The following is a 12,233-nucleotide window of genomic DNA, read 5'->3' as shown; positions in this document are numbered from 1 at the left end:
TATGGGTAAACGATTAACACAACAAAAAAGAGGGAAAGGAAGTCCAGCATACAAAGCACCAAGTCATAGATTTAAAGCAAGAACAGGATTTAGAAATTATGATGCTCTTGAAAAAGAATCTTCAATAAGAGGAGAAATAATTGGATTTTTAGATGACCCAGGACATCAATCATTATTAATGGAAATATTATTTGAAAATGGAGATATTTCAGTTTTACCTGCAACAGAAGGCTTAAAAATTGGAGATCATATTGATTGCGGAGTATCTGCAAAAACAAATACTGGCAATATTTTACCAATTGGGAAAATACCAGAAGGCAGTTATATTTATAATTTAGAAATTAAAGCTGGAGATAGAGGAAAACTCGTAAGATCTCCTGGTTCATACGCAACATTAGTAGCAAAAGAAGGAGAAAATATTATAATTAAATTACCAAGTAAAAAAGTAATAAAATTAACTTCTAACTGCAGAGCACAAATAGGTATTATTGCAGGAGGAGGAAGATTAGAAAAACCAATGTTAACAGCAGGACATGGACATTTTAAATCAAAAGCAAATAATTCAAGATGGCCAAAAGTTAGGGGAGTAGCTATGAACGCAGTTGCACATCCACATGGAGGTAAACAACATCATGTTGGAACATCAAGTTCAGTTTCAAGAAACGCATCCCCAGGACAAAAAGTTGGACATATAGCACCAAGAAGAACAGGTAGAAAGAAAAAAGGATAAATGGTGATATGATTGGCAAAAATATTAACATATAAAGGAAAAACAGAAGAAGAATTACAAAAAATGAGTATTGAAGAATTTTCAAACTTATTAACTTCTAGAGATAGAAGAACAATAAAAAGAATGAATTCAAAATTTTTAAAATTCAAAAAATTAGTTCAAAAAGTAAAAAAATTAAAAAAAGATGATAAAACAACAAGAGCAATTAAAACCCATATACGTTCAGCAATAATATTACCAGAATGGCTTGGTTTAACATTTGCAATTCATAATGGAAAAGAATTCAAAAAAGTTGAGATTACTATTGATAAATTAGGACATAGATTAGGCGATTTTGCACATACAACTGGCAGAGTCGCACATTCAGGACCTGGAGTAGGAGCTACAAGAGGTTCAAAATTCGTACCTCTAAAGTAGGTTGATTATATGAAAAAATATATGATAAACAGCTCAGAAAAAAGTGCGAAAGCAAGGATAGAAGGTGTAAATGCTTCATATAAACAGCTTTCAGCAGTTTGTGATAATGTAAGAGGAATGGAAACTGATAATGCATTAACTTTTTTAAGAGATGCTTCAGAAGGAAAACAAGTAGTAAGATTCAGAAAACATAATAAACGAATGGCACATAGAAAAGAACTTGGAGGAAAAAAAGGTAGATGGCCTATAAAAGCTTCAAAAATTATTTTAGAAGTATTAAAAAATGCAAAAGCAAATGCAGATTCAAAAGGATTATTAAATCCATATGTTGCACACATTGCAGCAAATAAACAAAAGACATACCCAAGAGTTGCTCCAAAAGGAAAATCCATGATGGCAAATTATGAAACTTCCTTTATTGAAATAATTCTTGAGGAAAAAATCTAATATTAGGGGTATAAAAATGGCTATAGAAAGAAAATTCATAAAAGATTCAATTGCAAAATATAAAGTTTCAAAATTCCTAGAAAAAGAACTAGATAGATCTGGATTTTCAGGAGTTAATATTCAAAGAACTCCAATAGTTACAAGAATAGAAGTTGAAGTAATGAAACCAGGAAAAGTAATAGGTAAAAAAGGAAAAAATATAAAAAAAATAACTGATATTATAAAAGATGAATTTGGTATGGATAATCCACAAATAGCAGTGGTTGAAACTCCAAATCCTATTTTAAACCCAATTTTAGTTGCTAAAAGAGCATGTAGATATATTGAAATGGGTAAAAAAGTTAAACCAATTTTAAATGGATTATTAAAAGAAATAATGAGTTCTGGTGCAATGGGTTCAGAGATTGTTGCATCTGGAAAACTAGCAGGAAAAGGAGGCAGAGCAAGATCATTTAGAGTTTTAGCAGGATACATTCCAAAATCAGGAGAACCAACAAGATTAGTAAGAAAAGCACATTATGCTGCATATCCAAAAGCTGGTGCAATAGGTATATATGTTAGAATAGTACCTCCAGGAACAATATTCCCAGACAAAGAAACTGGACAAAAAATTGAAATTCCAAAAATTATATCTGGTGCAGAAGAAATTGAAAACATAAAAAGAAGAGGAGAAGATAACGAAGAAACTAATGGAGAAGATGATAAGAAAAAAAGAATTGCACCATTAAAGAAAAGGAAAATGCCAATGAAGAAAAAAGGTAAAAAATAATAAGAGGAAAAATAATGACAAGTAGAATTAATAATTTAAGAGTGTTGGATGAAAACAACTTACAAAAAAGATTTGAAGAAATTCAAAAAGAACTATTAATAGAAACAACACAAGTTAAAGCAGGCGGACGTGCTCCAAATCCAGGTAAATTAAAGAGTTTAAAAAAATTAATTGCTATTGTTAAAACATTAATGAATGAAAAAAAATTAAATATTAAAAGAGAGATTAAAACTCCTGTTATTAAAGAAAAAACAGAAGTGAAAAGTAAAAAACCAGAAGAAAAAAAAGAAATAAAAAAATCTGAGGTGGATGAAAAGAATGCCTGAAATATGCGCGAAGTGTGGATTACCTAAAGATATATGTGTATGTGAAATTCTTGAAAAAGAAGAAACACAACAATTGAAAGTATACACAACAAAAAAAAGATTCAATAAATTGGTAACAATAATTGAAGGTATCGACAAAGAACAAATGAATAAGGCAGTAAAACAATTAAAACAAGAACTTGCATGTGGAGGAACAGCAAAAGATGGAGTAATTGTTTTACAAGGAGACCATAAAAATAAGACAAAAAAAATATTAATAAAAATGGGATATCCAGAAAAAATAATTTCAATCGAATGAAATGGGTAAAAAAATGATTAAAAAAAATAATATTAAATTCCATGAATTAATTGGATTGGATGTTGAGATAACAAAAAGTATATCCAAACCATATATGGGAATCAAAGGAAAAATTATTGATGAGAAAAAAAATGTGTTTTTGATTGAAACACAAAATGGAGAAAAAATAATTCCAAAAAAAGGATGTGTTTTCCAATTTAAAGTTGGAAATCAAAAAATGAATGTTGAAGGAGAAGAAATTTGTTATTCTCCTGAAGACAGAATAAAAAAGGTGAAAAAATGACTGAAAAAAAAGAATGTAATGATAAACATTGCTTTAAACATGGAGATATTAAAATTCGTGGTGGTGTGTTAGTTGGAAAAGTAATAAACAATAGATCAAGCAAAACAGCAGTAATACAAAAACACACAGCAAAAAAAATAAATAAATATAAAAGATATGCAAGAACACATTCAAAAATTCATGCTCATAATCCCCCATGTATAAACGCACAAATTGGGGATACAGTAAAAATTGCAGAATGCAGAAAAATTAGCAAAACAAAAGCATGGACAATTATAGAAATATTAAAAGGTGAATAAAATATGAAACCATTAACCGCAAAGATAACAAAATCCTTAACTAATGGAACAAGATTAAATTGCGCAGATAATAGTGGAGCAAAAATCTATGAGATAATAGGAGTTAAGGATTATCAAGGAGTTAGAAAAAGATATCCAAGTGCGGGCGTTGGTGATATAGCAATATGTTCTGTTAAAAAAGGAAATCCACAAAAAAGAAAAAAAGTTGTTAAAGTATTAATAGTTAGACAAAAAAAAGAATACAGACGTTCAGATGGAACAAGAATTCAATTTGAAGATAATGCAGGAGTAGAAATAGATCCTGAAAAGAAAATTCCAATTGGAACAGAAATAAAAGGTGCAATTGGAAGAGAAATTGTAGAAAGATATCCAAAAGTTGCTGCAATAGCATCAATTGTAATTTAGGTGAAAAATATGATTAAATCAGCAAAACCAAAAAAACAAAGGAAGTACATAAGAACAGCACCAATGCATTTAAGAAAAAAATTCATTAAAGCACATATTTCAAAAAGTGTAAAAGAAAAATTAGGAACAAAAAAGAGAACTATTGGAATTAAAAAAGGAGATAAAGTAAAAATAAAAGTAGGAAAACAAAAAGGAAAAGAAGGTAAAATACTAAAAGTAAATTATAAAAAATCAATAATATATATAGAAGGAATAGTAAGAGTGAATGCAAAAGGAACTGAAAAACCAATTGCAATAAAACCTTCAAACACAGAAATTATTGAATTAGAAATGGATAAAGATAGAACAAAAATATTTAAAAGGTGAAATAAATGAGTAAAAAAGGTGGATCAATTCATAAAAAAAGGCTCAATACTTCTACAATAACTGTATTGGAAAAAAGAAAAGGACATAAATGGATTGTTGGAACAAGACCTGGTCCACATAATAAAGAAAAAAGTGTACCTTTAGCTGTTATTCTAAGAGATTCATTAAAAATAGCAAAAACAAATAAAGAAGCTAAAAAATTAATTAAAGAAAAAAAGATACTTGTAGATGGAAAAGAAGTAAAAGATCATAAACTACCAATTGGATTAATGGATATTATATCTTTAACTGAAGAAAATAAACATTATAGATTTTATTTAAATAAAAATATTAAATTAGTACCAAAAGAAATTAATGAAAAAAATGCAAAAATGAAATTAGAAAAAGTAGTAAAGAAAAACAAAATAAAAAATAATAAGATAACCATATCTTTACACGATGGTAAAACAATAATTGCAGATAATAACATTAAAAATGGAGATACAATAATTTTATCTTTAGTTGATAAAAAAATAAATGGAATCTTAAAATTAGAAAACGGAGCAAAATGTTATATCATGGATGGAAAACATACTGGTAAAATAGGAGAATTAAAAGAGATTGTAAAAACAGAAACCTCAAAACAAAAAATTGCAAAATTAGATGTAGAAGGGGAAGAAATTATTACTGTTGCAAAATATTTATTTGTTATTAATAATGACTGGGTGAATGAATAATGGATATGAAAGAAATACTTGTAGAAAAGGTAACTCTAAATATTGGTGCTGGGGAAGGTGGCCAAAAATTAGAGAATGCAAAAATACTACTTGAAAGAATTAGCGGAAGAAAAGCAATCAAAACTTTATCCCAAACAAGAAATCCCGTATTCCATATTAAAAAAGGAGACCCAATTGGAGTTAAAGTAACTTTAAGAGGAGAAACAGCATTAGATATATTAAAAAAATCTCTAAAAGCAAGTGAAAGTAGATTATCAAAAAAATCAATTGATAAATTTGGAAACTTTGCATTTGGAGTTAAAGAATATATTGATTATCCTGGATTAAAATATGATCCAAGTATTGGAATCATTGGTTTTGATGTTTGTGTAACTTTAAAGAGAAAAGGAGAAAGAGTAGCAAAAAGAAGAATTAAAAAAACAAAAATTGGTAAAAAACATAAGATAACAAAAGAAGAATCAATGAATTTTATAAAAAATAAATTTGAAATAGAAATATTTTAATGGTGTTTATTATGGCAGAAAAGAAAAAGAAAAATATGAAAGGAATTTCATATGAAGAAAAATTTAAAGGAAAAAATGATGCAAAGTGTAAAATTTGCGGTTCAACAAGAAGTGTTATACATTCTTATAAATTACAATTATGTAGAAAATGCTTTAGAGAAATGGCCGAAGATATTGGCTTTAGGAAATATTAGGTGATTGAATGGTTAATGATACAGTGGCAGATTCATTAAATAGGATGAAAACTCATGAACAAGTTGGAAAAAAAGAATGCATAATCCAAGCATCCAAATTAATGAAAGAGATATTAAAAATATTACAAGAAAATAAATATATCGGAGCATACGAATTATTTGAAGAAGGCCACGCAAGATTATATAAAGTCGAATTAATTGGTAAAATAAATAAATGTTCGGCAATAAAACCAAGATTTCCAGTTAAAAAAGATGAATGGTCTAAATGGGAACAACAATATATCCCAGCAATTGGTTTTGGTTTATTAATAACATCAACACCAAAAGGATTAATGACCAACAAACAAGCAAAAGAAAATGCAGTAGGTGGAAGACTTATAGCATATATTTATTAGGTGTTTTATATGGTTGAAGAAAAAATAGAGATACCACAAGGAATTACCATTGAAATAAATGGAATGCAAATTACTACTAAAGGACCAAAAGGAGAGTTAACAAGAACATTTAAAACACATGAATTAACAATTGAGAAAAAAGAAAATCAAGTAATTATAACTGGGAAAAAACTTGCTTTAGCAAGAACAATCAAATCTCATATAAATAATATGTTTATTGGGGTAAAAGACGGATATGAAAAACATATGAAAGTTGTATTTTCACATTTTCCAATTACATTAGCAATAAAAAATAATAAATTAGAAATTAAAAATTTTATAGGAGAAAAAAATCCAAGATTTGCTAAAATTGTAAAAAATAGTTCAATAGAAATTAAAGGACAGGATATTATTATTAAAGGAATAGACAAAGAAGCAGTAGGGCAAACAGCTGCAAACTTAATAACAAAAACAAAAATCAGAAACTTGGATCCAAGGGTATTCCAAGATGGTATTTATCCAAAAATTGAGTGATTTTTATGACAGAAGAAATTAGAAAAAAGAAAAAAGGACATCCAAGATTCAAAAGACCTAATGTAGACAGATCTAAAAGATCTAGGTTAGCTGATAAATGGAAAAAACCAAGCGGTCAGGGAAATAAACAAAGACAAAGACTTAATCAAGCAGGAAAATGGCCAACTATTGGATACAAAAACTCAAAAACAGTATATGGTGTTCATCCATGTGGATTAAAAGAAATTATAATAAATAATATTAAAGAAGTAGAAAACGCAAGTAAAGATATAGCCATAAGAATTGGTGGAAAAGTTGGAGAATTAAAAAGAATAAAAATAAAAAAAATAGCAAAAGAAAAAGGAATAAAAGTATTAAATTAGGTGAAATAAATGTCGATTAAAACTATAAGAAGAATAGCATCAGAATTGCTTCATTCAGGAGAAAACAAAGTAAAAATAAAACCAGATGAGACTTCAAAAGTAAAAGAAGCATTAACAAGAGATGATGTTAGAGCCTTAATTAAAGATGGAATTGTATATAAAACAAAAAAACAAGGTGTTTCAAGAGCTGGTGCAAAAGCAAGACAAAAACAAAAGAAAAAAGGAAGACAAAAAGGAATTGGTAAAAGAAAGGGAAGAGTTAAAAAAATGCCTAAAAAACAATGGATGGCAAAATCAAGAATTCAAAGAGAAATATTATCATATTTGTCTAAAAATAATTTAATTGAATCAGATGCTAGAAAAAATATGTACTATAAAATTAAGGGAGGATTTTTCAAAAATAAAAATTCTTTAATACATTATATCAATGATAATAGTTTAACAAAAGAAAAAATAGATTTACTTGAACTTACTAAGAAAATAAAAGAAGGAAGACCAAAAGTAATAAAAATTAAGAAAAAAACAAAGGAAGAAAAAGCAATTGAAAAAAAAGAACAAAAAGTAAATGAGAAAAAATAAAGGTGAAATATTATGGGTAAAGCAACAGGACCAACATATTATGTTCCTTTTAAAAGGAGAAGAAACAAAGTAACTAATTACAAAAAAAGACTTGCATTAATTAAAAGTAAAATTCCAAGATTAGTTATAAGAACTTCGAATAAAACAATAGAAGCTCAATTCATAACTTTTGATGCAAAAGGAGATAAAATTATAACAGCTGTAAATTCAAATGAGCTTAAAAAATATGGTTGGAATCCAAAAAGAAATTCACCAACGGCATATTTAACTTCATTTTTATGTGCATTAAGAGCAAAAGAAAAAGGTATAACTGATTTTGTACTTGATATTGGAATGACAACTCCATCAAAAGGAGCAATTGTTTTTGTTGGGGCACAAGGAGCAATAGATGCAGGATTAAAAACAGAATTAGGAAAAGAAAAAATAATTAAAGAAAGAATTAAAGGAATGCATATTGAAAATTATGCAAAAACATTAAAAGAAAAAGATGAAAATAAATATAAACAAATATTTTCTTCTTATATTAAAATGAATATTAAACCTGAGGAAATTTCAAAAACCTTCGAACAAACAAAAGAAAAATTCAAAAAAGGTGGTAATGAATGAGGAGAAGAATTAGTGGAAAACCATCACCAGCAGTACAAGATATAGGGGCATGGGATCCAAAAACAAGAATAGGTATAAATGTAAAAGAAGGTAAAATAACCACTTTAGAAGAAATTTTTAATCAAGGAAAACCAATATTAGAAACTGAAATTGTTGATTATTTAATTCCAGATTTAGAATATGAAGTTATTGAAATAAGAAATACAACAAGAATGACAGATTGCGGAAGAAAAATGACATTTAGAGTTGTAGTATTAATTGGAGATAAAAAAGGACACGTTGGTATTGGAACAGGAAAAAGTGAAGAAGTAAAACCAGCAATTGAATCTGCAGTTAAAGATGCTAAAAAAAATATTATTTCAGTAAAAAAAGGATGCGGCTCATGGGAATGCGCATGTGGAAAAAATCATTCAATACCATTTAAAACTAAAGGAAAAGTAAGCAGTGTAAGCGTTGAATTAGTTCCTGGTCCAAGAGGAATTGGATTAGTAGCAAATGCAGTTATCAGAAAAGTTTTAGAATATGCTGGAATAAATGATATATCAAGTTCAGCAAGAGGAAGTACAGCAAACTTATACAATACTGCATCAGCAACAATAAAGGCATTAGATAATCTTAATCATATAAAAACATAGGTGTATAATAATGAAATTAGCTATAATTAAAGTAAGAGGAATGTGGGGAATAAAACCTAAAATAAAAAATACAATGGAAAAATTAAATTTAACAAGAGCAAATCATTGTGTAATTATTGATGACTCTCCAACATATATAGGAATGTTAAAAATCTGTAAGGATTATGTTGCATACGGACCTATAAGTGATAAAATGATTGAAAAATTAATTACCAAAAGAGGAAGAAAATCTGGAGATAAAAAAATAGAAAATGAGGACATCACAAGTTTTGTAGAAAAATTTGTAAATGGAAAAACAGATTTAAAAACATTAGGGATAAAACCTGTTTTCAGATTAAAACCTCCAAAAAAAGGATATAAAAGTGTTAAATTAACATATCCAAAAGGTGCATTAGGTAAATGGCCTAATATAGATGAATTAATAAATAAAATGATTTAATCAATGGTGATATATTTATGTTAACAAGAAAAAAGAAAAAGAATTCAAAATATCTTGGTGGAAGAACACACGGAAGAGGAGATGTTAAAAGAGGCAGAGGTAAAGGAAACAAAGGTGGAATAGGTAATGCAGGCTGGAATAAACATGAATGGACTAGAAGTGCAAAGAACAAAAAACAAAGAATGAAAGATAAAAAAGGATTTGATACACCAACAAATAAATCAGTAAAAACAATTAATATTTTTGAAATTAATAATATGATTGAAAAAAATAAAATTAAAGATACTTATGTATTTAAAGGAAAAATACTCGGATCTGGTAAAATAAATTTCCCGATACATATAAAAGCATTGTCTTTTACAGAAAAAGCAAAGCAAAAAATTGAAGCAGTAGGAGGAAAAACCGAATTACTAAAAAAAGAGGTGAAAAAACCAGATGTCGAGTCTTGATTTTTTAAAACCAATAATACATTTATTACCTGAAATTAAAAATCCTGAAAGACCATCAAGTCTAAAGGAAAAATTAATGTGGGTTGCATTTGCATTAGGTCTATTTTTTATAATGTCTAATTTGACTGCTTTTGGAGTAGACACAAGCAGTACTGAAGGATTAGAATTTTTACAAGTAATTACTGCTTCTAATATTGGAACTTTACTTACTACTGGAATTGGTCCAATCGTATTAGCAAGTATATTTTTACAATTATTTAATGGGGCAGGGATACTCCATTTTGATATGCAAGACCCAGAAGATAAAAAAACTTTTTTTGGAGTACAAAAATTATTAGCAATAATATTAGCTATTTTTGAAGGGTTTATGTTCGTATTTTTAGGAAGAATTGATTTAATCTCAGATAGTTTTTTTATACAAATAATTGTTGTTTTACAAATCGCATTTGGTTCAATAATATTATTATTCTTAGATGAATTAATTTCAAAATATGGAATTGGTTCTGGAATAAGTTTATTTATTGCAGCAAATGTTTCATTCACAGTTGTATCTGGAGCATTAAGTTTATTAGGATTTAACAATCCAAATGGAGTATTATCAATATTACAAGCAGGCGGTGCAGATGCAATTCCAAATGCAATATTTTATATGACTCCATTATACTTTACAATAATCGTATTTATCATTGTAGTTTATGCAGAAGGTATGAAAGTAGAACTTCCTTTATCTTTTGGAATGGCAAAAGGAGTTGGTGGAAGATTCCCTATTAAATTCCTTTATGTTTCAGTATTGCCTGTTATTTTAACTTCTGCTTTACTTCTTAATATCCAATTCTTAGCTGCAGTTCTTCCAGCACATGCACAAGGAGATACGCCAAATGGAATGGATATATTAGGTTCAATAGCATGGGTTGTTAATATACCAAAAGGAACAAATATGCAAGGAATTGAAGAATTTTATCCAAGCTTACAAGATGGATTTTTATATTTAATAACTCCGACTGGATTATCACCAAATCCCTTATATACTGGAAGAAGTGTTTTTGAACATTGGGCTTTAATAGCTTCATCTTCAACACCTATATTTAATATTCCAGAATTAATCCATTTATTTTTATATGCAATCATATTCATTATATTATGTGTAATATTTGGTAAATTTTGGGTTGAAACAGCAGGAATGGGAGCTAAAGATGTATCTTCTCAATTACAATCTTCTGGTTTCCAAATACCTGGATTTAGAAGAGACCCAAGAGCAATTGAAAGTGTAGTAAATAAATATATACCCACAATTGTTATATTAGGAAGTGCATTTGTAGGTATAATCGCAGTATTAGCAGATTTAACAGGAGCATTAGGAACTGGAACTGGTATTTTACTAACAGTTAATATATTAAATAAATTCCATGAACAATTAACTTCAATGAATGCGTTTGACTTACACCCAGGATTTGGAAAAATCTTTGGAATTTAATTTGGAGAAATAATATGATTATAATAACTGGAACTCCAGGAAGTGGAAAATCAACTTTATTAAAACCATTTTCAAAAGAATTTATTATTATAAACTATGGAACAATAATGTTTGAAATCGCATTAAAAAAAGGTTTTGTTAAAAATAGAGACCAGTTAAGAAAATTAGAATATGAAAAACAAATAAAAATTCAAAAGGAAGCAGCAAAAAAAATTGCTTCAATGAAAAATAAAGATAAAATAATTTTAGATACACATGCAGTTGTATCAACACCAAAAGGATATTATCCTGGATTAAATAAAGAAGCATTAGAAATTCTTAATCCAGAAACACTAGTATTTGTTTATGTTCCATATTCTGAATTAAAACAAAGAATTAAACAGGATAAATCAAGAACACGGGAAGAATTTCTTGATAAAAAAAAGTGTGATGAAGTTGTTGAAATTTCAAAATTATTTTTAGCAGTATATGCAGTAAGATGCAATGCTAAAATAGTTTGGTTAGATAACAGCGGACCAGTTGGTTCGGCTGTTCCAAGAATGAAAGAAATTTTAGAATAAGAAGGTAATTAAATGGATGAAATAATAATAAACGCAATAATAATATCTATAATTGCTTGTTGCTATATGGGATTTTCCTTATTTATAAATAGAAAAATTGGAAAAAGAAAAGAAACTATGAAAATACAGGCTAAAATGAATGAAATAAACAAGCAATTAAGACAAGCAATGAAAGACAAAAATGAGGCAAAAATTAAAGAAGCAGAAGCAAAACAAAAAGAAATATTACCTTTAATGACTCAAACAATGTTTAATAGTTTAAAACCTATGATAGTTATTATTCCAGTATATGCAATAATAATTTGGATTATTACTATAATTATCCCAGTATTTTCAATAGATTTAGGGTTTGGAATTCCTATGTTTCATCCCTCAAATATATACGGAACAAGAGGATTTTTTGTATTAATGACTTTCATAATTGGATTACCTGCCGGCCTTATAGTAAGCCATTTTGAAAAAAAACAA

The 12,233-nt window shown here is 27.8% G+C and carries 24 protein-coding genes; all 24 read left to right on the top strand.

Annotation, left to right across the window (positions count from 1 at the left end):
• Position 1: 1 nt before the first annotated feature.
• Positions 2-730, top strand: a complete 729-nt coding sequence (locus tag WC356_06155; GenBank protein MFA5382728.1) for a 50S ribosomal protein L2 — start codon at positions 2-4, stop codon at positions 728-730.
• 12 nt (positions 731-742) lie between these two features.
• A complete protein-coding gene (locus WC356_06150; protein ID MFA5382727.1) occupies positions 743-1,147 on the top strand; it encodes a 30S ribosomal protein S19 in 405 nt (134 codons plus the stop codon).
• A gap of 9 nt (positions 1,148-1,156) precedes the next feature.
• A complete protein-coding gene (gene rplV / locus WC356_06145) occupies positions 1,157-1,594 on the top strand; it encodes a 50S ribosomal protein L22 (protein ID MFA5382726.1) in 438 nt (145 codons plus the stop codon).
• Positions 1,595-1,610: 16 nt separating this feature from the next.
• Positions 1,611-2,363: a 30S ribosomal protein S3 gene (locus WC356_06140; GenBank protein MFA5382725.1), complete on the top strand. Its 753-nt coding sequence runs from the start codon at positions 1,611-1,613 to the stop codon at positions 2,361-2,363.
• Positions 2,364-2,377: 14 nt separating this feature from the next.
• Positions 2,378-2,689, top strand: coding sequence for a 50S ribosomal protein L29 (gene rpmC, locus WC356_06135; protein ID MFA5382724.1), 312 nt, complete (start codon positions 2,378-2,380; stop codon positions 2,687-2,689).
• Complete coding sequence (gene yciH / locus WC356_06130; GenBank protein MFA5382723.1) at positions 2,682-2,987, top strand: stress response translation initiation inhibitor YciH; 306 nt, start codon at positions 2,682-2,684, stop codon at positions 2,985-2,987. Before rpmC ends, yciH begins: the two co-directional genes overlap by 8 nt.
• A gap of 13 nt (positions 2,988-3,000) precedes the next feature.
• Positions 3,001-3,270 (top strand): ribonuclease P protein subunit, encoded by a 270-nt coding sequence (locus WC356_06125; protein MFA5382722.1) that lies wholly within the window; start codon positions 3,001-3,003, stop codon positions 3,268-3,270.
• Positions 3,267-3,569 carry a 30S ribosomal protein S17 gene (locus WC356_06120; GenBank protein ID MFA5382721.1) on the top strand — a complete coding sequence of 101 codons (303 nt, stop codon included), beginning with the start codon at positions 3,267-3,269 and terminating at the stop codon, positions 3,567-3,569. The genes WC356_06125 and WC356_06120 overlap by 4 nt, the downstream gene beginning before the upstream one ends.
• A gap of 3 nt (positions 3,570-3,572) precedes the next feature.
• Positions 3,573-3,974: a 50S ribosomal protein L14 gene (locus tag WC356_06115; protein ID MFA5382720.1), complete on the top strand. Its 402-nt coding sequence runs from the start codon at positions 3,573-3,575 to the stop codon at positions 3,972-3,974.
• A gap of 9 nt (positions 3,975-3,983) precedes the next feature.
• Positions 3,984-4,340, top strand: a complete 357-nt coding sequence (gene rplX, locus WC356_06110) for a 50S ribosomal protein L24 (GenBank protein MFA5382719.1) — start codon at positions 3,984-3,986, stop codon at positions 4,338-4,340.
• Positions 4,341-4,345: 5 nt separating this feature from the next.
• A complete protein-coding gene (locus tag WC356_06105) occupies positions 4,346-5,056 on the top strand; it encodes a 30S ribosomal protein S4e (protein ID MFA5382718.1) in 711 nt (236 codons plus the stop codon).
• Positions 5,056-5,559, top strand: a complete 504-nt coding sequence (locus WC356_06100) for a 50S ribosomal protein L5 (GenBank protein MFA5382717.1) — start codon at positions 5,056-5,058, stop codon at positions 5,557-5,559. The genes WC356_06105 and WC356_06100 overlap by 1 nt, the downstream gene beginning before the upstream one ends.
• A gap of 11 nt (positions 5,560-5,570) precedes the next feature.
• Positions 5,571-5,753, top strand: a complete 183-nt coding sequence (locus tag WC356_06095; protein MFA5382716.1) for a 30S ribosomal protein S14 — start codon at positions 5,571-5,573, stop codon at positions 5,751-5,753.
• A gap of 8 nt (positions 5,754-5,761) precedes the next feature.
• A complete protein-coding gene (locus tag WC356_06090; GenBank protein MFA5382715.1) occupies positions 5,762-6,148 on the top strand; it encodes a 30S ribosomal protein S8 in 387 nt (128 codons plus the stop codon).
• Between the two features lie 9 nt (positions 6,149-6,157).
• On the top strand, positions 6,158-6,661 hold the full coding sequence (locus WC356_06085) for a 50S ribosomal protein L6 (protein ID MFA5382714.1): 504 nt from the start codon (positions 6,158-6,160) through the stop codon (positions 6,659-6,661).
• Between the two features lie 5 nt (positions 6,662-6,666).
• Entirely contained in the window at positions 6,667-7,023 is a 357-nt protein-coding gene (locus WC356_06080; GenBank protein MFA5382713.1) for an eL32 family ribosomal protein, read from the top strand.
• Between the two features lie 9 nt (positions 7,024-7,032).
• On the top strand, positions 7,033-7,602 hold the full coding sequence (locus WC356_06075) for a 50S ribosomal protein L19e (protein ID MFA5382712.1): 570 nt from the start codon (positions 7,033-7,035) through the stop codon (positions 7,600-7,602).
• A gap of 12 nt (positions 7,603-7,614) precedes the next feature.
• Complete coding sequence (locus WC356_06070; protein MFA5382711.1) at positions 7,615-8,208, top strand: 50S ribosomal protein L18; 594 nt, start codon at positions 7,615-7,617, stop codon at positions 8,206-8,208.
• Positions 8,205-8,843 (top strand): 30S ribosomal protein S5, encoded by a 639-nt coding sequence (locus tag WC356_06065; protein MFA5382710.1) that lies wholly within the window; start codon positions 8,205-8,207, stop codon positions 8,841-8,843. Before WC356_06070 ends, WC356_06065 begins: the two co-directional genes overlap by 4 nt.
• Positions 8,844-8,853: 10 nt before the next feature.
• On the top strand, positions 8,854-9,282 hold the full coding sequence (locus tag WC356_06060) for a 50S ribosomal protein L30 (GenBank protein MFA5382709.1): 429 nt from the start codon (positions 8,854-8,856) through the stop codon (positions 9,280-9,282).
• Positions 9,283-9,299: 17 nt separating this feature from the next.
• Positions 9,300-9,731, top strand: a complete 432-nt coding sequence (locus WC356_06055) for an uL15m family ribosomal protein (GenBank protein ID MFA5382708.1) — start codon at positions 9,300-9,302, stop codon at positions 9,729-9,731.
• A complete protein-coding gene (gene secY, locus WC356_06050; GenBank protein ID MFA5382707.1) occupies positions 9,718-11,205 on the top strand; it encodes a preprotein translocase subunit SecY in 1,488 nt (495 codons plus the stop codon). Before WC356_06055 ends, secY begins: the two co-directional genes overlap by 14 nt.
• Positions 11,206-11,219: 14 nt before the next feature.
• Positions 11,220-11,765, top strand: coding sequence for an adenylate kinase (locus tag WC356_06045; protein MFA5382706.1), 546 nt, complete (start codon positions 11,220-11,222; stop codon positions 11,763-11,765).
• A gap of 12 nt (positions 11,766-11,777) precedes the next feature.
• Positions 11,778-12,233, top strand: a 456-nt coding sequence (locus WC356_06040; protein ID MFA5382705.1) for an EMC3/TMCO1 family protein, incomplete at its 3' end; no start/stop codon positions are given.

The organism is Candidatus Micrarchaeia archaeon, assembly GCA_041653315.1.
Lineage (GTDB): Archaea > Micrarchaeota > Micrarchaeia > Anstonellales > JAHKLY01 > JAHKLY01.
This window is presented reverse-complemented; position numbering and strand designations above follow the sequence as displayed.

Excerpts from the sequence above, each read along its gene's own strand:
- WC356_06155 (MFA5382728.1), top strand. The coding sequence starts at position 2 with ATGGGTAAACGATTAACACAACAAAAAAGAGGGAAAGGAAGTCCAGCA.
- rplV (MFA5382726.1), top strand. The coding sequence starts at position 1,157 with ATGAAAAAATATATGATAAACAGCTCAGAAAAAAGTGCGAAAGCAAGG.
- WC356_06140 (MFA5382725.1), top strand. The coding sequence starts at position 1,611 with ATGGCTATAGAAAGAAAATTCATAAAAGATTCAATTGCAAAATATAAA.
- rpmC (MFA5382724.1), top strand. The coding sequence starts at position 2,378 with ATGACAAGTAGAATTAATAATTTAAGAGTGTTGGATGAAAACAACTTA.
- yciH (MFA5382723.1), top strand. The coding sequence starts at position 2,682 with ATGCCTGAAATATGCGCGAAGTGTGGATTACCTAAAGATATATGTGTA.
- WC356_06125 (MFA5382722.1), top strand. The coding sequence starts at position 3,001 with ATGATTAAAAAAAATAATATTAAATTCCATGAATTAATTGGATTGGAT.
- WC356_06120 (MFA5382721.1), top strand. The coding sequence starts at position 3,267 with ATGACTGAAAAAAAAGAATGTAATGATAAACATTGCTTTAAACATGGA.
- WC356_06115 (MFA5382720.1), top strand. The coding sequence starts at position 3,573 with ATGAAACCATTAACCGCAAAGATAACAAAATCCTTAACTAATGGAACA.
- rplX (MFA5382719.1), top strand. The coding sequence starts at position 3,984 with ATGATTAAATCAGCAAAACCAAAAAAACAAAGGAAGTACATAAGAACA.
- WC356_06105 (MFA5382718.1), top strand. The coding sequence starts at position 4,346 with ATGAGTAAAAAAGGTGGATCAATTCATAAAAAAAGGCTCAATACTTCT.
- WC356_06100 (MFA5382717.1), top strand. The coding sequence starts at position 5,056 with ATGGATATGAAAGAAATACTTGTAGAAAAGGTAACTCTAAATATTGGT.
- WC356_06095 (MFA5382716.1), top strand. The coding sequence starts at position 5,571 with ATGGCAGAAAAGAAAAAGAAAAATATGAAAGGAATTTCATATGAAGAA.
- WC356_06090 (MFA5382715.1), top strand. The coding sequence starts at position 5,762 with ATGGTTAATGATACAGTGGCAGATTCATTAAATAGGATGAAAACTCAT.
- WC356_06085 (MFA5382714.1), top strand. The coding sequence starts at position 6,158 with ATGGTTGAAGAAAAAATAGAGATACCACAAGGAATTACCATTGAAATA.
- WC356_06080 (MFA5382713.1), top strand. The coding sequence starts at position 6,667 with ATGACAGAAGAAATTAGAAAAAAGAAAAAAGGACATCCAAGATTCAAA.
- WC356_06075 (MFA5382712.1), top strand. The coding sequence starts at position 7,033 with ATGTCGATTAAAACTATAAGAAGAATAGCATCAGAATTGCTTCATTCA.
- WC356_06070 (MFA5382711.1), top strand. The coding sequence starts at position 7,615 with ATGGGTAAAGCAACAGGACCAACATATTATGTTCCTTTTAAAAGGAGA.
- WC356_06065 (MFA5382710.1), top strand. The coding sequence starts at position 8,205 with ATGAGGAGAAGAATTAGTGGAAAACCATCACCAGCAGTACAAGATATA.
- WC356_06060 (MFA5382709.1), top strand. The coding sequence starts at position 8,854 with ATGAAATTAGCTATAATTAAAGTAAGAGGAATGTGGGGAATAAAACCT.
- WC356_06055 (MFA5382708.1), top strand. The coding sequence starts at position 9,300 with ATGTTAACAAGAAAAAAGAAAAAGAATTCAAAATATCTTGGTGGAAGA.
- secY (MFA5382707.1), top strand. The coding sequence starts at position 9,718 with ATGTCGAGTCTTGATTTTTTAAAACCAATAATACATTTATTACCTGAA.
- WC356_06045 (MFA5382706.1), top strand. The coding sequence starts at position 11,220 with ATGATTATAATAACTGGAACTCCAGGAAGTGGAAAATCAACTTTATTA.